Raw genomic sequence first — 19,059 nt, 5'->3', positions numbered from 1 at the left:
CGGCCGTCCCGACGGCCGGGGCGGTCGCGGCCCCGATCTACCAGCCCGCGCCCGTCGGAATCCCCGATGGCACGCCCAACGTGTTCGGGGCGATCGCCGCCGTCATGCGCGACGTGATGCCGGTTGCGAAGGACAAGGAGAACACCCAGCAGCGCTACAAGTTCCGCGGTATCGACGACGTCATGTCCGCCATGGCGGGCCCGCTCCGTGCGCACGGCGTGTTCATCCTGCCGACGATCGCCGACCACCGCGCCGAGCGCCGCGGCGAGAAGATGACGCACGTCACGATCACGATGCGGTACCACGTCTACGGACCCGCAGGTGACTGTCTCACCGCCGAAGTGCCGGGCGAGGCAAGCGACTTCGCGGACAAGGCGACGAACAAGGCCCAGTCTGCCGCGCTCAAGTACCTGTTGTTCACCCTGTTCATGATCCCCGTGGACGGTCGGTCGGTCGACGACGGCGACCGCGACCACCCAGTCGAGCCGACCCCGGAGCACCGCGCGGAACGTCAGCAGCGCCAGCAGCAACGCGGGCAGCGGCACCAGCCGCGCCGCAGCAGTCGAGCCGAACCGGGCCCGTGGGAGCAGGGGCAGCAGCAGACCCAGCGGACCGACTATCTCGCCCACGCCGAGCGCGCCAACTCCCCCGAGCAGTTCGCCAAGATCAGGGCCGCCGCCGTACAGGCCGGAGCCCCGGCCGACTACCTCGCCCAGCTCGACGCCGTCGCCGCACGCAAGCGGGGCGCCGCCCAGAACCAGCAGCAGGGGCAGCAGCAGGCACCCCCGCAGGGCGAGCAGGCACGGCCGGCGCCGAACGCGCCCAAGGCGCAGGAGGCCGCCGCCGCAGAGGCCGAGACCGCACTCAGGGTCGCCGCGTCCCGCGCGAACCTCCCCACCCTCGACGCCGATTTCGAGCGCGTCTACGGCCTGCCCATCGCGCAGGCCCCGGCCGCCCAGCTCGACCAGTTCCGCGCCATGATCGAGAACGGCGGCACGAAGTGACCGAGCAGAGCGAGCCCCAGACCGAGGGCAAGCCGGCCGCGCCCGACCCGGTCGTCGTCCGCGAAGCCGTGACCCGACAGGCAGTACTAGGCGCCCTGCTCGACCACATCAAGGACGCGTACAAGAACGCCAAGACCACCGCCGACGACCTGCTCGACCGGTCGTACCGGGCCGGCGGGACGACGAAGTACGACGCCCTACTCCCCGACGGAACGAAGGTCGGTTCGTCGTCCCGGTCGGGCGGCGAGCGCGAGGCACAGGTCATCGACGACGAGGTGTTCCGCGCGTGGGTCCGGGACCACTTCCCGACCGAGCACGTCGTCGAGTTCGTGCCCGCACAGGTGGTGACCGCCGTACGCCCCGGTTTCGCCGGGAAGGTACTCGCCGAGGCGACCGCCGCCGGCACGGCGAAGTACGTCGACCCGGGCACGGGCGAGGTACACGACGTGCCCGGGGTCGAGTTGAAGCCGTCGAGGGCCGCCTCGCACCGGCTCACCTACACCCGCGGCAGCAAGACGCAGCCGGCCGGCGGGCGCGACCTGGTCGCCGCCGCGTGGCGTGCGGGCGCCCTGGTCGAGCATCTGCCCGCCCTCGCCCCCGCCGCGACTGCACCGGTCGTCGAGGAGGCCGAGCAGTGACTCGGGCGACCGCGGCGAGCCTCGCCGCCATGCGCCGGCGCCTCGACGAGCCGCCGCCCGAGAACGTGCCCGGACAGCTCGCCGTCGAGGTTCCGGTCGCCGAGGAGAAGCCGCCGAAGGTGTGCGAGTACGGCAACCCCCGATGCGGAGCCGTACCCGTCCGCTTCTATCCGGCCGGCTGGTTCTGCGACGCCCACCCCGCCGGCCGGCCCACTCACCGCCGCACGGCCCCGTGATCTGCCCCGGGGCGAGGAGACGACCGCGCCCTCGCCCCGGGTGCTCACCCCCCGACAGGAGCACCAACCCCGTGACCCTCGACGCCATGGATTGGGTGTGGACCCGTGCGAAGTCGCGCGGGAACGCCCGCCTAGTCCTGCTCGCCGTCGCCGACGCCACGACCGGCCCGGACGCCGCCGCCCGCATGGGCACGGCCGAGTTCATGCGCCGGCTCGCCGCGTCCCGCTCGACGACGCGGGCCGCCGTCGACGCTGCCCTCGCCAGTGGCGAACTGGTCGAGGACGAGGCCGCCGCCGGTAGCCGCGCGACGAAGTACGTCATTCCCGGAGCCGTCGGCTACGTCCGCGGTAGGGGACCGAAATCCGGCCCCATAGCCCCGGAGACGACCGGGCCGGAATCCGGCCCCCTACCGACTACCGGGCCGAATCTCGGCCCCTCTACCGGACCGGAATCCGGTCCCGCCGACATGTTCGGGGACACCCTCTTTGGGACCGAGATTCGGCCCCCTAGGGGACCGGATTCCGGCCCCCATCACTCACCCATAGAGGGAGTGAGTGAAGGAGTGAGGGAGCGCGGGCGCGAGGTCGCAGTGATCCCGGAGTTCGCCCGACCCCTGGTCGACCAGATCACGGCCGCCCAGATCTACCCCGCGTGGACCCTCGCCCCCGCCGAGTGGGTCGTCGTGCACGCCCTGATCAAGCGCAGCGGCGACGACATGCTCGCCGGCGCCGCCGTACAGGCCGCCCAGCGCGCCCGGAACGGAGTTGCGCACGCCCGGTACTTCCTGCGGGCGTGGCAGGCCCTACCGCCCGCCCCGGCGCCCGGCACCATCCCGGCCACCGCCCCGACCGGCCCCGCCCGCGCATCGAACGTCGTCCCGTTCCCCAGCGCCGCCGGAACCGGCCGCGTCGCCCAGTCCGCCGACTACCTCGCCCAAGCCCTCGCCGCCATGGAGGCCCAGCAGTGACCCCCCGCGAAGTTGCCGCGCTGATCGCCTACGTCGTGAAGCTCGACCCCCGCCTCGCCCTCGACGACCAGGCCGCCGCCGGCGAACGCCTCGCCCAGTGGTGCGACCTGCTCAGCGACGTACCGGCCACCGCCCACGGATGGGACGCCGCCCGCACCGCCCGCGACTACATCGCCCGCAACCCGTACCGAATCCAGCCGTCGGACGTGTCCCGACCGTGGCACACCCACAAAGCCGACGTGATGAGCCGGCACGTGGGCACGTTCGAGCCGACCGCGCACCCCGAGATAGACCCCGACGACCGGTTCGGGAACGCGTACGTCGCCGCGTTGCGCGCCGAGCGCGTCGCCATCGCGTCCGGCCAGCAGGCGCCGACCACGCACCGAGCCATCACCGCGGGACCGGCCGCCGCCGAAGTCACCCGCCGGCTAAGGGAGTTGGGCGAGTACATGCCGCCCACCGTCGCCCAGGCCCTCGCCCAGTTCCGGCCGCATCGCACCGAGCGCGAGCGACTGGCCCGCGACAACGCCCCCGACCCGCTCACCGTCGCGTGCACGTGGTGCGACGCCGCGGAGGGCGAGCCGTGTCGGGGTAAGTCCGTCAACCCCCGTAACCAGCAGACCCGTTACCGCCCGCTGAGCAAGGCCCACCCCTGCCGCGTCGAGGACGCGACCGCCGCGCACCTTGCCCGCAACAACCACCAGGAGGCACACGCATGAGCCCCACCCCGAAGCAGGCCCGCCAGCACCGCCGCCGGGCCGTGCCTACGGACCGGACGAAGAACGTCACCCTGTGGCGCGTCGAGGCGAGTTGGGACCACCGGCCCGACGCCCCGGTCGTGATCCGGACGTCGGACAAGAAGCACGCCCGCCACAAGGTCGACGAACTCGCGGCGAAGGCCGCGTATGTGATCTTCCAGGAGCACACCGGTTGGGACACGTGGCGCACGCTGCGCGAGGTCGACGGGGCCGCCCTGCTCGCCGAGCGCGACGCCGAGCAGGCCCTCGCCCGTACCGGCCACCCGCCGACTCCTCCCGCGTACCGGCCGGACGCCGAGGACCGTCACCGGACGTGGCTCGCATGGATGGACGCCCGCGCCGAGGGCGACCGTCAGGCCGCCGAACAGGCCGCGCGCGAGCAGGCCGAGGCCGGCGCCCGCCGCCGGCGCCTCGCCGCGGAGGCCCACACGCACGCCCGGTCGCTGATGAGCGCGCCGGCGATCGTCCGGCCCGAGCACCGGCAGCGCGCCCGGCACATCACCGGGGCGCAGCGATGATTCCCGGCGCCGCCCTCGCCGTCGTACGGGCCGCCGTCGAGGACGCCCAACGCGAGCGCGACGACCCCGAGGCCGCCGTCGTCCGCATCGTGGCCGATCTTCACGCCGAGGGGTGGACCCTCGCCCCGCTCGACCAGGTCGAGCAGCCGGCCGCATAGCCCCGAAGGAGGGGGCGCCACACGAAGACCAAGGGTGCCCCTTCCCTGTTATATTTCACGCGCGAGTGATTTCAACTCGCCCACGCGCGAATGTAACGCCTACATCCCGTCCGGAGGTACGTCCCGATGGCACGCCCCAGCCCCGCCGAGCGTTTCGCCACCAAGACGACCCCCGGGCGCATACCCACCGGCCCCAACACCCCCAACACTCCGTGCCAGTTGTGGCCCGAGGGCAGCCTCGACCGCGACGGGTACGGCCGTTTCTGGCTCGACGGCGGGTACGTTCCCGCTCACCGGTACGGCTACGAGCAGGCCCGCGGCCCCGTCGGCGACGGCCTCGAACTCGACCACTTGTGCAGCGTTCGCCGATGCGTCGCCGACGACCACCTCGACGCCGTCGACCACCGGACCAACGTCCTGCGGTCGACCGGCCCGTCGGCCGTCAACGCCCGCCGCAAACGGTGCGTGAACGGCCACGACCTCACCGACCCCGCGGTCGTCCACATCAGCTATCCCCCGTCGCACCCCCACGGCATCCGCAAGTGCCGTGCGTGCGCCCGCGACCGCGCCCGTCGCCCCCGCGAGCAGCAGCTCGCCCCCGTCGTTCACCTCACCACCCACCACCCCGAGAGGACCGCCGCGTAATGGCAGGCGAGACCGTCATCACCGTTGTGGGCAACGTCGTTGCCGATCCAGAACTGAGGTTCACCCCGTCCGGCGCCGCCGTCGCGAACTTCCGGATCGCCAACACCCCGCGCACGTTCAACCGCGACACCAACGAGTGGAAGGACGGCGACCCCCTGTTCCTGGGGGTGAGCGTGTGGCGCCAACAGGCCGAGAACGTCGCTGAATCGATCCGCCGCGGCGACCGCGTGATCGTCGTTGGCCGGCTCACGCAGCGCCAGTACGAAAAGGACGGCGAGCGCCGTTCCTCGTACGAGATTCAGGCCGACGAGGTCGCTCCCTCGCTGCGCAACGCGTCCGCCGCGGTGACCAAGAACAGCCAGAACGGCGCCCAGAACGGCCAGCAGCCGCAGCGCCAGGGATACGGCCAGCAGACCGCACAGCAGCCGTACGGCGACCCGTGGGCCAACGGGCAATCCGCCGCAGGTCAATGGGGCAGCGCAGTGAACGAACCCCCCTTCTGACGTCTTCGCCGCGACCGGACGCGGGCCCGCTCACGCGCGCGCGACCCCGACGCGTACACGACGTTCGCCAACTTCCGTACGAAGAACGAGGAGCCTCACCGTGACCCGCATTCCCGACGCCGTTTCCGTCGCCTCGCTCGACACGCACCGCCTGATCGTTGCCGTTCCGAACGAGGGTCCCGCCGAGATCTCGTGCAACCTCCCGCGCACCGTCGCCGCCGACGTGCTGCGCCAACTCGCCGACAACCTCGACAGCCCGGCCGGACGCTGCGCGACCGCGATCCTCACCGGGCACCCGTGCCCCGTGCACGACGCGCCGGGCCACGACGACCGCCGGCCGACGATCCCGCTCGACCCGTCCGACATTCGCGGTGCTCTCGACTTCAACGCCGGCCGTTCCGACCAGGTGCTCGCCTCGCTGCGCGACGTCCTGCTCGACACCGAGACCCCCCGCGACCCCGAGCAGGCCCTCGCCGCCGCCCGAATCCTGTTCGAGGCGCACGCCCGCCAGATAGCCGCCCTGGTCGAGGCGCACTACAGCGCAACCCGGGCCCGATGGGGACTGTCCCGCTCGACCCGGGGCCTGCTCACCGGGTACGAGGGCGCCCGGAAGATCGTCACCGCGTACGCCGACGGCCTCGCCGCCGAGCAGGCCCTCGCCGAGGGCGCCGCGAGCAAGTGACCGCCGCCCGGACGTGTCGGGCGTGCCGGCGCCCCCTTGCTGCGCCCTCGCCCGACGGCTACGGCCCGAGGTGCCGGCGCAAGCACCGGCCGCCCGCCGTCCGGGGCCGCCGCCGACGCCGCACCCCCTCGCCCCAACAACCCACCCTTGACGACGCACAGGAGACCGACCAGTGAGCCGCCCGACCCAGCGCGCCCCCAAGGGCCGCACCCGTGACCGTGCAGACCGGCGGGCCGTCCTCGACGTCCTGCTCGCCCGCGCGCAGCGAGGCATACTCACCGCGGCCGAGGGCGCCCTACTTGCCGAGCACGTGCGGGAAGAACAGCGCCTCGCCGGCGAGACCCGCCGTGCCATGGCCGGGACGACGCAGGCCCTCGCCCGCCACCGCGAGGCCGCCGACGCTGCGATCGTCGAGGCCGAGGCGCGCGCCACCGCCGCCGAGGAGCAAGTACGCGGCTACCAGGCCGCCGAGAAGTTCCGCCGCGCCGCCGCCGACACGGTCGAGGGGCGCCTCGCCACCATCGGGCAGCATGCCACCGAGGGCATCATCAGCGGCACCGCGGGACTGGCGAAGCGCGCCGCACAGACCGAGCACAACGCCCGTGAGGCCAACGTCGCCGCCCGCGAATACCGGCAGGCAATCAGCCGCGTGCGCGACCTCGCCCGCCGCATGCGCGCCGGCTCGCCCCAGGGTGCCGCCGCCATCTACGCCGACCGAATCGACCAGGCCCTCGACGGCGAGCACCAACTCGCCGACGCGCGGGCCGCCTTGCAAGCCCTGTTCCTCGACCGCGCCGACTCCACCGGGGCCCGCCTCGCCGAGCAGCAGCGCGAGCACGACATAGCCCTCGCCACCGAGCGCCGCCACACCCAGGCCGCCGCCGAGGAGGCCAGCAAACAGCGACACCGTGCCGGCCGGTACCAGACCGCATGGACCGCCGCCCGCCGCGACCGCAAGGCCGACCGTGCCGCCATGGCGACCGAGTTGCCCGTCGTACAGGCCGCCCGCCGAGCCCTCGCCGGCGTACCCGCCGCCCAGTTCGTCACCACCACGGAGCAGACCCGATGAACCCCGAGACCGACCGAGGCCAGCAAGCCGCCGCCGACCTCGCCGCCGTGCGCGAGCAGTGGGGCGACCTGCTCGCCGCAATATCCGAGCCGCCGCGCCTCGCCGAATGGATGCCGTACGAGCGCCGCGGATTCCTCGACCAGGTCGCCGCCGAGGACCGCGCCGGCGACGAGCCGACCGTCGGTCGTCTGCCCCTGGTCGTGCGCGAGCACCCAGCGCCGGCGAATTTGCGCGCCCTCGACGCCGCCCTCGCCATCGAGGCCGAGGTATTCGCCATGTGCGACGCCGTCGCCGAGCGCGTACAGCGCACCGTCGACCGCGACGACGCCCGGCTGTGGAGCCTGCCCACCGTGCGGGCCGCGGAGTGGAGGCACGACGCCGACCGGGTCGCCGACCGCGTCGGTTCCCGTGCGCATGGTCTGCATTGGGCGTGCGTCTACCTCGCCGGTCGCGCCCTGTCCGAGATGGACGGCGAGTTGTTCCGGATCACGCCGGCGCCCCTGCTCGACCAGGTCGTCGCCATGGCCAGGGCCGCGCGCCGTCGTGTCGAGGGAGCGCTCGGCCGCGAGGGCCGGACGCTCACGCTCGACGATCGGTGCCCGTTCTGCAAGGGCGGGACCATCACCGTGCACAACGGGGGAGGCGACCCGCGGGCCGCCGTCGCGACCTGCTCGACCGGCCCCGTGTGCCCGGCGCCCGTGGACACCGAGCGCGGGCGTAAGGCGTGGCGAGGGGCCGACCTGGTCGCGTTGTGGGTCGCGATCAACGCCACGCGCACCGTGCCCGCGTAGGCCCCTCACCCAGGCGCGCACGCCCCCGGGGAGCGCTCGGCCCCGGGGGCGTAGCCGGCCGATCACGCTTACGTAACGGTTACCGCAATCATTGCTGCAATCATTACAGCAATGACTACTGTGGGCATTCCTGACGGGTCCTCATCCCGACAGGACCGCCGGCCCTCATCCGGCACCCACACCAGCGACCAAGGGAGCGACCCCATGGCCACCGTCACGATTCCCGGCGCCCTCGCCGACTACCTCACCGACCAGTTCATCAGCGACGACGAGACGCGCGACGCCCTCGACGCCGCCCGCCGCGGCCGAGGCCGAACCCTGATCATCGAGCCGACAAGTACGCGCGTTCTGCACGTCATCAGCCGCTTTGCCGAGGCTGTGCTCGACATGAAGCGCAACCGCGCCCAGCGCGACGCCGCGCGCCTGTGGATCGAGCGCGCCGGACACGCCCCCGCCGTCATGGTCCACCGGTTCGACGACACCGAAGAGGCGTACGACGCGACGCAATGCCGCGACGACATTCGAGACGGCGACGTTCTGGTCGTCGAGCGCGAGGGCGTTGTCGGTTTCCTCCGTTGCGCGTGGCCGGCCGCCATCACCGCCGAGCACGGCGAGCTGCACACCGTCGAGGGCGACCCGCGCACCGTCGACGACGGCCGGTACACGACGAGCGTCGAGGTCGCCGAGAAGATCGCCGGCGAGCACGGTTTCGCTCTCCCCTCCACCGCGGACGCCGAGGCCCAGCTCGCCGCCGAGGTAGTGACCGAGGCCGAAGCCGTCGCCGGCACGTGGCGGGGCGAGTGGATCGGCGAGCAGCCGGCCGCCGACGCCCTGTTCGTCGTCGAGCAGCCCGTAGAACAGGGCGCCCTGTTCGACGACCGCGCCACCGAGCCGGCCGCCACCGAGCCCGAGCACGTCGACACCGTCGCACCGGAGGTCACCCGCGCGTCCGTCGACGCCTACCTCGCCCGCGAGTACCCCGCGCTGTTTGCCCCCGAGCAGCCCCAGCCCCTCGCGCTCCCGCTCGTACAGATGTGGGCCGTAAGGCAGCGCGTTGTGATCCGTGGCGAGTGGCAAGGTCTGATCATGTGCGGACTCGGCCGCCGCGAGGCGTACGACCGCGCCGACGTGCTGCGCTACACCGGAAGCAAGGATGTTCAGGTGATCCCTTGCGAGCACGGCCCCCGCTCCCACCGCGAGGCCCAGTTCGCCGCACGCTGCGAGGGGTGCGGCTACCAGATTCCCACCGGTACCGAGTGGCACGAGGCATGCCGGCCCCGGCCGCGCCCGACGCCTCTGGACCGCGCCCGACGCGCCGCCGAGATCACCGCGGGATTCGACCGTGCCCTCGACGCGTCCGCCGCCGTGACTGACTTCGACGGCGAGCCTCCGTTCTGACCCGCCCCCGACCGGCCCGCCCTTGCCCCGAGGGCGGGCCCCGATCCAACAGGAGCAGCACAGGTGACGAAAGATCAGGAACCAAACGACGACGAGCAGGGCGTCGCCGAGTACGAGCGCGCCGACGCGTCGAAGTTCCCTACGGCGCCCGCCGGCCAAGAGGCCGCCGTCGAGGGCACGGCCGCCGCCCACGGGTACCGCGTCCGCAGGCTCAGCACGTTCGAGCGGATCGCCGAAGACCTGAATCGTCGAGGCGTGCCCAGGGACACGCCCGCCGGAACCCTGGTCACGGACATGATGAGCCTGTTCAACAAGTTCGAGCGCGAGACGGCCGCGGCGCGCGCGGCCGAGGGGGACACCAACCCGTACGACCTCGCCCCCTATCAAGACGTGCACGACCTCGCGGGTCAGTACGACGACGCCCGCGCTAACACCAGCGAGCCGGCCGACCTCGAACGGTTCCTCGACAACCTCGCCGAAGACTTCGACCTCGACGACGTCAAGGCTCTGCGCACGGCCGCCGCCGCGGTCGCCGAGGCCATGGGTCGGATCGCCCTGGCCGCGCGCGAGAAGGGCATGAGCCCCGACCGGATCGCCGCCGAGACCGGCTACACCGCGAGCAGGATCAGCCAGTTCATCCGAGAGGAGAAGCACCGCCGCGGCGACGGCGCCCAGTAGGCCCGCACATGAAGCGGGCCCGCCCGGTTCCTCATAAACCGTATGGGCGGGCCCTCACCACGCAGAGAAGGAAAGCGACCCAACCCTTATGGCTACCGAGCAGCGTACCCAGCGCCGAGCACGCCCGATTGCCGGCACCCGGCCGACCGTCCGCCTCGACGAGCAGTTCGCCCGAGACCTCGCCGTCCTCATGCAGACCGGCGACGACTTGACGACCGCCATGCGGACGGCCGTCGGCATCGTGGCCAACCTGTACCGGACCGCGTGGCACCACGAGATCGTTCCTGTCGGCACCGCACCGACGCTCGACGCGTACAAGTTCGTGGAGAAGCCGCCCGTCGTCGGCCCGCCGTCCCTCCCGTGGGTCACGCACGAGGGCCCCGTGTGGACGCCCAGCAGCAGGCCGACCAGCGCTGATGACGGCCGTCGGCAGCAGCCGCCGACACAGCCGTCGTACCGTCAGCAGGCCCGCCGACCGTTGGCCCGCCCGTAGCCGACGCACAAGCAGCAGCAGCAGCGCGCCCCGTCCGCCGATTCGTCGGCCGGCGGGGCGCCGCCGTCAGCAGTCGCGCCGACCGGTCGCACGCGCGCCACGTTCACGAGCGTCCGCGGAAGGCCCGCCACGCATCCCTCAAACTGTGGAGTGCCCGCAAGGCCGTTTCTGCCCTACGGGCAAGATCGGGAACTTGCCCGAGGACATAGCGAAGACCAACAATCACCCCTCCAAGCACCGCAACCCCGGTACCCATGTGAGTCATAGCTTCCATCTGGCCGAGCACACCTTTGCACCGGAGTGGTCGACCCGGCGGTTTTAGGCAGCTCGGACCGACCACCATGAACTAGTGGTCAACCCGAGAGCCGGCCCGCGCGCCATTCCTCGGAGTGTGAAGTTGTGGGTTGAGCAGACCCGGCCACACAGGTACGAGGCAAGAGCGAACGGGCTAGCTCCAGTCTCAGCGCATACGGCCATCAGGCACTCGACAACCACTTGCCTCGTTACCTTTTCGTGACCTAGAGTTGGAGCCGTCCCCGGCATGCCCGGACACAGAGCGAACGCCCCCGTCCCCCGCGGGGGCGTTTCGCATGCACCGTGCAACCATCACACCGCCCTCACGCGTCCCTCTTACGTAACGCTTACCAACCCGTGGGGGGACAACCCGTGAAGTACCGCGCCACTGCCTTAACCCTCGCCAGCGTCGCCGCCCTCGCAGCGCTCACCGCGTGCAGCAGCAGCGACGACGACGCGTCGGCGAAGAAGTCGACGCCGTCGACCGCGCCCGAGTCCGTGAGTGCCAGCGACGCCGCCGCCGCTCTGCACAACGCCGGCATTCCGGCGAAGCCGACCGGACAGGCGCGCGCCGACCTGCTCGCCGCACTGCGCAAGGTCAGTCCCGCCCTGGTCGCGGACGAAGACGACGCAATCGACAACAGCCGCAACCAGTGCTCTGCCATCAACGGCAAGGCCGCCAAACTCGATTGGTCCGCACAGCAGCGCTTCGGCACCACATCGCACGAGGTGAACGAGGCCGAGGCGAAGCAGATCAACGCCGCGTTGGCGACGTTCTGCAAGACCGCGTAACGACCCTGCATTCGACGCCTCACCGTCTACGACGGTGGGGCGTTTCGCATTCCCGCCCCCGCCCCCGGCCGAGGAGCCACCCCGTGATCTTCAAGGTTCGCCCCGACACCGCCCGACTCGGCCAGGACGCCTACGACGCGTACACGACGGCCGTAGAGAACCGTTCCGTGAGCGGCGAGGAACTGCCCGAGTGGGCCGCCCTGTCGCGCCCCGTACAGAACGCGTGGAACCTCGCCGCCGAGGCCGTACGGCACCGCGTCGAGCTGAACGCGTAGACCGAGCAGGGGGTGAGCCGTGGCCCGCCCCATCACCGACGACGACCGCCGGCGCGTCCGCGAACTGCACGCGCAGGACAAGAGCCGCAACGAGATCGCCCGCGAGATCGGCCGCTCGCCCTCGACCGTGTCGAAGATCGCCGGACAGTTCGAACCGCCCCTGTCCTTCGACCGTGCCCCGCAGGTCGAGGCCGCGACGCGTGTCCGTACTGCCGACCTCGCCGCGCGCCGCGCCGCCCTCGCGATCGGCCTACAGGACGACGCCGAACGGCTACGAGGACAGCTCTGGTCGCCCACCATCTACGGCGAGTTCGCCGGCAAAGAGGGTGACTGGCAACACGTCAACCTCGACCAGCCGCGTTTCGTCGACCAACGCCAGATCATCGCGTCCGTACAGACCGCCGTCGGTACCTCGCTGCGCCTCGCCCCGGCCGAGGGTGGCGAGAACGCCGAGCAGGTGCGTTCGATGCTCGGCGCGCTCGGCGAGGCACTGACGCAGGCCGCCCACGAAGACGGGGGCGCCGCCGGGGGGTGAGCCGCGTTGCTCGACCTCGACCGGTTGCCCCTGTCCCGCAAGCAACTCCGTTCCATCGGACAGGCCACGGCCCGCATCAATTTGTGGCACGGCTCCGTCCGGTCCGGGAAGACGATCGCCTCGCTACTGGCGTTCGTGATCGCCGTCGCCACGGCCGGACCGTCCGGCCTGATCATCATCGTCGGTCGGTCGCTCCAGACCATCGAGCGCAACGTGTTGGAGCCCCTACAGGACCGCGCGTTGTTCGGGCCCCTCGCCCGGCACATCGTGCACACCCGGGGCGCCACCACGGCCGTGATCCTGGGGCGCACCGTCCACCTGATCGGCGCCGCCGACGCACGCGCCGAGGGCCGGCTACGTGGCCTTACCGCCCAACTCGCCTACGTCGACGAGGCAACCCTGTTGCCCGAGGCGTTTTGGACCCAGCTACTCGCCCGCCTGTCCGTGCCCGGGGCGAGGCTGTACGCGACGACGAACCCCGACTCGCCCCGCCACTGGTTGAAGGTCGGATACCTCGACCGCATCAACGAGTTGGACATGCGGGCATGGCACTTCCGCCTCGCCGATAACCCGTCCCTGTCCGCCGAGTACGTCGCAGCGCTCGCCGCCGAGTACACCGGCCTTTGGCATAAGCGCATGATCGAGGGCGCATGGGTCGTCGCCGAGGGCGCCATCTACAGCGAGTGGGACGAAGACCGACACGTCGTCGACCAACTGCCCACCATGCAACGGCACTTCCTCGGTATCGACTACGGCACGACGAACCCGTTCTCGGCAATCCTGCTCGGCATGGGCGACGACGACCGCCTGTACGCCGTGGCCGAGTGGCGCTTCGACTCCCGCACCGCGCACCGGTCCATGACCGACGCCCAGTACAGCGCCGCCGTCCGCAAGTGGCTTGCCGAGTACCGGCCCCCCGACGCAGCGCCCGGCGCCGGCCGAGGCGTGATGCCGGAGTGGACGTTCGTCGACCCGAGCGCAAAGTCGTTCTCAACTCAGTTGTGGCACGACGACTACCAGGGCGTAGCGCGCGCCGACAACACCGTCGCCGACGGCATCCGGTCCGTGGCCGCCCTGTTCGCCGCCAACCTGTTGCTCGTACACCGGTCATGCGACGGCCTGCTCGGCGAACTGCCCGGTTACTCATGGGACCCCAAGGCGAGCGAGCGCGGCGAGGACGCCCCGTTGAAGATCAACGACCATTCCGTCGACGCGCTGCGCTACGTGATCCACTCGACCGCCCACGAGTGGCGGCACCTACTCGCCCAAGCCGCGTAGGAGGTCGCCGCCATGGCATCCACCCCACCCCTGCACACCGTCGTCCACCTCCCCGTACGCCTCGACATCGCCGGGCACGTGGCCGAGGCCGGAACGATCCCGCTCGACACCGGCAAGCCCACATGGCCGCAGATCGCCGACGCCCTGCGCGACCTCGCCGACGCACTGCTCGACACCGCCAACTCCCCGCCCGGCGAGGACGACGAACAGGAGGTGAGCCGCAATGGCACTTCCTGAGAACGGCGCAGCGTGGCCGCCCCCGCAGTGGGCCCCGTACTACGCCGAGATGCGCACCGATGACGCCTGGTACTCCGGGGACCGCCGGCGGATCGCCCGCGAGTGCGGCGAGGAGGAGCACACCGCGCAGCACCGCCGGGGCCCGTGGAACCGGCGCCGCGAGCAGCCGCGCCGGCCGCGCAATCGGCTGCACGTGCCGTTGCCGTCCGATATCGCCTCGACGTCCGCCGACCTATTGTTCGGCGACATGCCGACGATCAAGGTCGAGGACAAGACGACACAAGCACGCCTCGACACCCTGGTCGACGAAGGCCAGGTGCAGCAGATCTTGCACGGCGGAGCCGAGCAGGGTTCGGCCCTGTCCGGGGTCTATCTGCGTTCCACGTGGGACCGCGAGCTGATCAACCGTCCGATCCTGTCCGTCGTGCAGCCCGACAACGTCGCCCCCGAGTTCCGTTGGGGCATGCTGCGCGCCGCCACCCTGTGGCGGGATCTCCCCGGCTCGACCGCGTCGACGATCCTTCGGCACGTCGAGCGGCACGAGGTCGGTCGCATCCTGCACGGCCTGTACGTGGGCACCCCCGACAACCTGGGGCGTGCCGTCCCTCTGTCCGAGCACCCCGAGACGGCCGACCTGGTCGCCAGTCTCGGCGAGGACGGGGTCAGCGTTGCAACGGGCATCCGCGATCTGACGATCAGCTACGTGCCGAACATCGGGCCCAACCGACTGCACCGGTCGAGCCCCATCGGTCGGTCCGACTTCCAGGGCATCCGCGACCTGTTCGCCTCGCTTGACGACGTGTGGACGTCATGGATGCGCGACATCCGCCTCGCCCGCGCGCGGCTGATCGTTCCTGACGGATACCTCCGGGACTACGGCCCCGGTATGGGCGCAGGGTTCGACGACGACCGCGAGGTCTGGCACTCGCTACGCATGCCGCCCACCGAGGGAAACGGCATCACCCTGAATCAGTTCGAGATCAGGGTCGAGGAGCACCAGCGCACCACCGAAGCCATCATGCGACAGGCCGCCCAGTCCGCCGGGTACAGCGCCCAGTCGTTCGGCCTCGACGGCGGAGGGCAGCCGATCACCGCGACCGAGGTAGACAGCCGCGATTCCCGGTCCATGACGACCCGGGGGAAGAAAGTCGGGTATTGGCGGCCCCCCGTCGCGCAGCAACTGCACGTTCAATTGCAGCTCGACGCCGTGCACTTCGGGCAGCGCATCACGCCCGAACGCCCAACCGTGGCATTCGGCGACGGGGTCGCAGAGTCCGAGCAGAACACCGCGACGACGCTCGAACTGTTGCAGCGCGCCGGCGCAGTGTCGACCGCAACCAAGGTCCGATGGCTGCACCCCGAATGGGAAGACGACCAGGTCGACGCCGAGGTCGCAGCAATCCTCCGAGAGACCGGGGCCGCGGACGTGCCCGACCCTGTCGGTAACTTCCCCCTCACCGCAGCGCCCTAGCTTTCCTCCCTGTTTCCGTCCCCACTTTCAAGAGATTCAGTATCTTCCAAAGGCGGAAGCTCGGCACCCACACTGGGGACCGAGGCAAGGCCAAAAGCCATCCGGATTCGCGCCCCCACCCCTTCAGCGACTGCCCGTCCCGCCTCCTGAACGATTGGATTCACGAAGTGAACCAAAACCACGCCTCCGGAATATGCAAGCAGCAGAGTAGGAACACCTCCTCCCACTCCAATAGCCGTAAACACACCGGCAGCATGCGTTACGACCCTCTCTAGGGTCATCCAGCCTTGTGGAGGTGAGCCGTAGCGCGGAAGGATCGCATCTTCACCAAGAAGGAATCGACGCAGCGCCCAATCCGACGCACCCGCAACTCGCGCGCAGACGGATGTGTACTCGTCAATCACGTCTCCTAACGGATCAATTTCAGTACTGAGCGTGGAATTCATTCCACTTCTGATGAGCTCTAGCTGACCATTCGACAGCACCTGATCGGAAGCCGTGAATTGGACCAGACATCCACGGTTATCTCCATTCTGCATCCGCACCACGTATTGACTGGTTCGCGTAACACTCAACGGCTCGAACCCTTGCGGTGAAAACCCCAAATACTCGCTCATTCACTCCCCCTGCTGCTGTGCTCAGTCGCTGGCAGAAAAGCTAGCCGAGGGGAACACGGAGAGAGGGTGAACGGTGCCGATTCACCCGGGCATGGTCGAGGATCTGGCCGCGACGACGCGTGACACCTACGCCACGGCCGAGGAACGGCTCTTGGGCATCATCGCGCGACAGCTCGCCGCCGGCCTCGAAGCGCCCGGATGGGTCGAGGCCAAGCTCGCCGCCGTTCAGCAGGTGCGACGCAGCGCACAGGCCGTCGTCGACGAGTTGGCCAAGGCAACCCGCCTCGACGTGTTCGACGCGGTCGCCGAGGCATACAACGTCGGACACCGGTCCGCGGTCGCCGAGTTGGGCGCCCTGTCCGACGACGCCCGCCGCCTGGTCGACAACCGCTTGCCGAACGCGCAGGCCGTCGACCGCCTCGCACAGGAAGCCGTCGACGTCGTCACCGCGACGCACCGCGGCATCCTGCGCGCGGTCATCGACACCTTCCGGGCGGTCGTCTCCCGCGTCGCCGCAACGCCCCTGCTCGGCACCGGCACCCGCCGACAGGCCGTGCAAGACGCGCTGCGCGAGTTCGCCAACGCCGGTATCCGGGCGTTCGTCGACAAGGCCGGCCGCCGCTGGTCGCTCCCCTCGTACGCCGAAATGGCCGTACGGACGGCGACCGCGCGCGCCGCGACCGAAGCCCACATGCGCACGCTCGCCGAGCACGGCGTCGACCTGGTCATCGTGTCCAACGCTCCGCGCGAGTGCCCGCTCTGCCGCCCGTGGGAACGCAAGGTACTGACGATCGCAGGCCCGTCCGGACCGCGCACGGTCGAGGTCGAGCACGCCGTCGAGGACGGCCGCATGGTCCGTGTGGACGTCGCCGGCAGCCTCGACGAAGCCCGCGCCGCAGGGCTGCAACACCCCAACTGCCGTCATTCCGTGAGCAGTTACACCCCAGGCTTGACCACGGTCGAGGACGCCGAGCCGGACCCCGACGGGTACGAGGCAGGGCAGCGACAGCGCGCCATCGAGCGGAACATCCGCAAGTGGCGCCGCCGCGAGGCCGCCGCCACGACGCCCGAGGAGAAGCGGGCGTGTGCCGCCAAGGTGCGGGCGTGGCAAGGCAACATGCGCCAACACCTCGCCGACAACCCCGACTTGCGCAGGCTCAGGCAGCGCGAGCAGCCCGGAGCGGGCAACCTCCCCGAGCAGCGCCCGCCGCTTGCGCCCGAGCAGGTCGAGCGCGCCCGCGTGTGGTCCGGCGACGAACAGACGCTCCGCGAGATGGACGACGACCAGCTCGCCGCCGCACTACGGACGCCGCTCGACGACCGCGCCCGCAGCCGGATCGAGGCCGAGACGGACCGCCGCGACCGCGAGGCCCTGCTCGACCGCGCCGCCCCCGGCGGACGCCTGGTCGACGACCTGCTCGGCCTGTCCGACGACGACCTCGCCCGCGTGTGGGCGCACGTCGACGACCGCGACCGCGTACGGATCATGGCGGAGACCGACCGCCGCGACCGCGCCGGCCTGCTACCCGACGTCCGGCCCGACCTGGTCGGTCTGTCCGACGCCCAACTCGCCGCCCGCTACCGCGACGCCGGCACCGGCTCGGAGGGCGCAGCGATCGCCGCGGAGGCCGCGCGCCGCGACCTGCTCGCCCGTACCTTCCCCGGCGGGAACCTGCTCGACGACCTCGCCGCCGTCGGCGACGACGACCTCGCATGGGCCATGCAGTACGCCGACGAGCGCGAACTCTTGCGTATCGCCGGCGAGATGGACCGCCGCGACCGCATCGAGCTACCGCCGCCGGCCGCGACCGGCCATGCCGTCGACGACCTGCTCGCCGACCGCGACGCCCTCGCCGAGACCATGGGCGAGCGCACCCCCGACCCGGACGCGTGGGGCGCCCTCGACGACACCCCGCCGCCCGCCGCCGACACCACGTTTTGGGACGACCTGAAACGGGCCGCCGGCCGGCTGTACCGGGAGGACGACGAGGACCACGACGAGCGGCACAAGATCACCCGCCGCGAGGCCCGCGCCCTGTACGACGAGTACGTGTATCGGCAGTACCTCGCCGCCGAGGACGCCACGAACGGGTACCTGCTCAACAAGGCCGCCCGCGCCGCCGGGCACAGCCCCGCTTCCCTGTTCTCCGGTCCGGCCCGCATCGCGTACGCGAGGGCGTCGGACGAGCTGAAAGAGTGGTGGGCGACGCATGGGCGCCTCACCCAGGCCGAGTTCATCGAGCAGGCGACCGGCAAGGCCCAGCGATGGGCCGACGGCGCCCGCAAGAACGAGTCCGACCAGCAGAACCGGAGATGACCATGGGCGCGCGCGAGGACGTCATCAGAGCCATGCAGGAAGGGGCAACGGCCGGCCAGCAGGACGACCCGCCGACCGTGTGCCCGTATCCCGGAACGTCGATCCTGAGGACCGCGTGGATACGTGGCTATGCCCGCGCCCGGCCGGTGCAGCAGGGGGCCCAGTCCGCTGACTGAGCCCCCCTTCTGCTACTGCTTACTCACCTCGGGATGTCCCTCAAGATCCCTGCATTGACCGTTCAGGGTCCGTCGAGCCATCCAACGCCGGTGAAGTTCGCACCCCAGCCTGACGAGGTAGTAAGCAATCTGGGCCATGTCCCCCAGATCCTGCATAGTTATTTCCCATCTACGCGGCGCCCCCTCAAAGAGGGGTTGCCGTCGTTCCCCGTGCAAGGAGAACGAAGAGACAGCCGTCAACGGCAGACGGCTCCCGCCCGGGACTTTAGGCAGGGGGCGGTTGATGTCCCACCTGCCGTGACTCCAAAGCCCGTTGTCTTGGTTCCGAGATTCACCCATATGGGCCTGCCAGGAGCAGGCCCTTTTCGTTTGTCCGCACCCGGCCGGCGCCAGGCGCGCGCGGCCCCTGACACCGTCCCAGGAGGACCCCGTGTCGACTCCCGCCCCCGCCGCCCCGGCCGCACCGCAGGGCGTCCCGGATGAGCTTCTGCGCCCACTCGGGCAGTGCCGCGACGTCCTGCACGTCGC

At 71.0% G+C, this 19,059-nt stretch carries 23 protein-coding genes; 22 read left to right on the top strand and 1 reads right to left on the bottom strand.

The genetic code is table 11. The features are described from left to right. The 21 genes from JHN45_RS46660 to JHN45_RS46560 all read left to right on the top strand — a co-directional run. A partial coding sequence (locus tag JHN45_RS46660) for an ERF family protein (RefSeq protein WP_201055473.1) occupies positions 1 to 1,004 on the top strand: 1,004 nt, incomplete at its 5' end. Beyond that, the gene (locus tag JHN45_RS46655; protein WP_201055472.1) at positions 1,001 to 1,642 is read left to right on the top strand and encodes a hypothetical protein; all 642 of its coding nucleotides are present in this window, start codon (positions 1,001 to 1,003) and stop codon (positions 1,640 to 1,642) included. The genes JHN45_RS46660 and JHN45_RS46655, both read left to right, overlap by 4 nt. After that, entirely contained in the window at positions 1,639 to 1,878 is a 240-nt protein-coding gene (locus JHN45_RS46650) for an aromatic ring-opening dioxygenase LigA (protein WP_201055471.1), read from the top strand. The genes JHN45_RS46655 and JHN45_RS46650 overlap by 4 nt, the downstream gene beginning before the upstream one ends. Before the next feature lie 71 nt (positions 1,879 to 1,949). Beyond that, positions 1,950 to 2,846, top strand: coding sequence for a hypothetical protein (locus tag JHN45_RS46645; RefSeq protein WP_201055470.1), 897 nt, complete (start codon positions 1,950 to 1,952; stop codon positions 2,844 to 2,846). Next, positions 2,843 to 3,565: a cell surface glycoprotein gene (locus JHN45_RS46640; RefSeq protein WP_201055469.1), complete on the top strand. Its 723-nt coding sequence runs from the start codon at positions 2,843 to 2,845 to the stop codon at positions 3,563 to 3,565. Before JHN45_RS46645 ends, JHN45_RS46640 begins: the two co-directional genes overlap by 4 nt. After that, positions 3,562 to 4,122: a hypothetical protein gene (locus JHN45_RS46635; protein WP_201055468.1), complete on the top strand. Its 561-nt coding sequence runs from the start codon at positions 3,562 to 3,564 to the stop codon at positions 4,120 to 4,122. Before JHN45_RS46640 ends, JHN45_RS46635 begins: the two co-directional genes overlap by 4 nt. Beyond that, positions 4,119 to 4,280 carry a hypothetical protein gene (locus JHN45_RS46630; protein WP_201055467.1) on the top strand — a complete coding sequence of 54 codons (162 nt, stop codon included), beginning with the start codon at positions 4,119 to 4,121 and terminating at the stop codon, positions 4,278 to 4,280. The genes JHN45_RS46635 and JHN45_RS46630 overlap by 4 nt, the downstream gene beginning before the upstream one ends. Before the next feature lie 126 nt (positions 4,281 to 4,406). Then, positions 4,407 to 4,925 (top strand): HNH endonuclease, encoded by a 519-nt coding sequence (locus tag JHN45_RS46625; RefSeq protein ID WP_201055466.1) that lies wholly within the window; start codon positions 4,407 to 4,409, stop codon positions 4,923 to 4,925. Beyond that, positions 4,925 to 5,428, top strand: coding sequence for a single-stranded DNA-binding protein (locus tag JHN45_RS46620; RefSeq protein WP_201055464.1), 504 nt, complete (start codon positions 4,925 to 4,927; stop codon positions 5,426 to 5,428). Before JHN45_RS46625 ends, JHN45_RS46620 begins: the two co-directional genes overlap by 1 nt. Positions 5,429 to 5,528: 100 nt before the next feature. Next, the gene (locus JHN45_RS46615) at positions 5,529 to 6,110 is read left to right on the top strand and encodes a hypothetical protein (RefSeq protein WP_201055462.1); all 582 of its coding nucleotides are present in this window, start codon (positions 5,529 to 5,531) and stop codon (positions 6,108 to 6,110) included. A 172-nt stretch (positions 6,111 to 6,282) separates the two neighbouring features. Beyond that, positions 6,283 to 7,179 carry a hypothetical protein gene (locus tag JHN45_RS46610; RefSeq protein ID WP_201055460.1) on the top strand — a complete coding sequence of 299 codons (897 nt, stop codon included), beginning with the start codon at positions 6,283 to 6,285 and terminating at the stop codon, positions 7,177 to 7,179. Beyond that, positions 7,176 to 7,970: a hypothetical protein gene (locus JHN45_RS46605; protein WP_201055458.1), complete on the top strand. Its 795-nt coding sequence runs from the start codon at positions 7,176 to 7,178 to the stop codon at positions 7,968 to 7,970. Before JHN45_RS46610 ends, JHN45_RS46605 begins: the two co-directional genes overlap by 4 nt. Positions 7,971 to 8,174: 204 nt before the next feature. Next, positions 8,175 to 9,368 (top strand): hypothetical protein, encoded by a 1,194-nt coding sequence (locus tag JHN45_RS46600; RefSeq protein ID WP_201055456.1) that lies wholly within the window; start codon positions 8,175 to 8,177, stop codon positions 9,366 to 9,368. A 63-nt stretch (positions 9,369 to 9,431) separates the two neighbouring features. Beyond that, a complete protein-coding gene (locus JHN45_RS46595) occupies positions 9,432 to 10,046 on the top strand; it encodes a hypothetical protein (protein ID WP_201055454.1) in 615 nt (204 codons plus the stop codon). An 88-nt stretch (positions 10,047 to 10,134) separates the two neighbouring features. Then, positions 10,135 to 10,539: a hypothetical protein gene (locus tag JHN45_RS46590; protein WP_201055452.1), complete on the top strand. Its 405-nt coding sequence runs from the start codon at positions 10,135 to 10,137 to the stop codon at positions 10,537 to 10,539. Positions 10,540 to 11,205: 666 nt separating this feature from the next. Next, the gene (locus JHN45_RS46585; protein ID WP_201055450.1) at positions 11,206 to 11,625 is read left to right on the top strand and encodes a hypothetical protein; all 420 of its coding nucleotides are present in this window, start codon (positions 11,206 to 11,208) and stop codon (positions 11,623 to 11,625) included. 83 nt (positions 11,626 to 11,708) lie between these two features. Continuing rightward, positions 11,709 to 11,900, top strand: a complete 192-nt coding sequence (locus tag JHN45_RS46580; protein WP_201055448.1) for a hypothetical protein — start codon at positions 11,709 to 11,711, stop codon at positions 11,898 to 11,900. 19 nt (positions 11,901 to 11,919) lie between these two features. After that, positions 11,920 to 12,435, top strand: a complete 516-nt coding sequence (locus JHN45_RS46575) for a helix-turn-helix domain-containing protein (RefSeq protein WP_201055446.1) — start codon at positions 11,920 to 11,922, stop codon at positions 12,433 to 12,435. Between the two features lie 6 nt (positions 12,436 to 12,441). Next, on the top strand, positions 12,442 to 13,713 hold the full coding sequence (locus tag JHN45_RS46570; RefSeq protein ID WP_201055444.1) for a PBSX family phage terminase large subunit: 1,272 nt from the start codon (positions 12,442 to 12,444) through the stop codon (positions 13,711 to 13,713). A 12-nt stretch (positions 13,714 to 13,725) separates the two neighbouring features. Then, entirely contained in the window at positions 13,726 to 13,950 is a 225-nt protein-coding gene (locus JHN45_RS46565; protein WP_201055442.1) for a hypothetical protein, read from the top strand. 49 nt (positions 13,951 to 13,999) lie between these two features. Next, positions 14,000 to 15,421 carry a phage portal protein gene (locus JHN45_RS46560; RefSeq protein ID WP_236584845.1) on the top strand — a complete coding sequence of 474 codons (1,422 nt, stop codon included), beginning with the start codon at positions 14,000 to 14,002 and terminating at the stop codon, positions 15,419 to 15,421. Here JHN45_RS46560 and JHN45_RS46555 read toward each other — a convergent pair. Continuing rightward, positions 15,418 to 16,038, bottom strand: a complete 621-nt coding sequence (locus JHN45_RS46555; protein WP_201055438.1) for a hypothetical protein — start codon at positions 16,036 to 16,038, stop codon at positions 15,418 to 15,420. The genes JHN45_RS46560 and JHN45_RS46555 overlap by 4 nt on opposite strands. Positions 16,039 to 16,111: 73 nt before the next feature. On the opposite strand from JHN45_RS46555, the gene JHN45_RS46550 reads away from it, so the two are divergent. Continuing rightward, positions 16,112 to 18,355, top strand: coding sequence for a phage minor capsid protein (locus JHN45_RS46550; protein ID WP_307783392.1), 2,244 nt, complete (start codon positions 16,112 to 16,114; stop codon positions 18,353 to 18,355). Positions 18,356 to 19,059 lie beyond the last annotated feature (704 nt).

The organism is Streptomyces sp. MBT53 (assembly GCF_016654115.1).
Taxonomy (GTDB): Bacteria; Actinomycetota; Actinomycetes; order Streptomycetales; family Streptomycetaceae; genus Streptomyces.
Note: the sequence above shows the minus strand (reverse complement) of the source record. Positions and strands in the feature narration are given on the sequence as shown.

Bases quoted from the DNA above. Each gene is read 5' to 3' on its own strand.
- JHN45_RS46590 (WP_201055452.1), top strand. From the start codon at position 10,135: ATGGCTACCGAGCAGCGTACCCAGCGCCGAGCACGCCCGATTGCCGGC.
- JHN45_RS46560 (WP_236584845.1), top strand. From the start codon at position 14,000: ATGCGCACCGATGACGCCTGGTACTCCGGGGACCGCCGGCGGATCGCC.
- JHN45_RS46600 (WP_201055456.1), top strand. From the start codon at position 8,175: ATGGCCACCGTCACGATTCCCGGCGCCCTCGCCGACTACCTCACCGAC.
- JHN45_RS46635 (WP_201055468.1), top strand. From the start codon at position 3,562: ATGAGCCCCACCCCGAAGCAGGCCCGCCAGCACCGCCGCCGGGCCGTG.
- JHN45_RS46620 (WP_201055464.1), top strand. From the start codon at position 4,925: ATGGCAGGCGAGACCGTCATCACCGTTGTGGGCAACGTCGTTGCCGAT.
- JHN45_RS46565 (WP_201055442.1), top strand. From the start codon at position 13,726: ATGGCATCCACCCCACCCCTGCACACCGTCGTCCACCTCCCCGTACGC.
- JHN45_RS46625 (WP_201055466.1), top strand. From the start codon at position 4,407: ATGGCACGCCCCAGCCCCGCCGAGCGTTTCGCCACCAAGACGACCCCC.
- JHN45_RS46555 (WP_201055438.1), bottom strand. From the start codon at position 16,038: ATGAGCGAGTATTTGGGGTTTTCACCGCAAGGGTTCGAGCCGTTGAGT.
- JHN45_RS46605 (WP_201055458.1), top strand. From the start codon at position 7,176: ATGAACCCCGAGACCGACCGAGGCCAGCAAGCCGCCGCCGACCTCGCC.
- JHN45_RS46630 (WP_201055467.1), top strand. From the start codon at position 4,119: ATGATTCCCGGCGCCGCCCTCGCCGTCGTACGGGCCGCCGTCGAGGAC.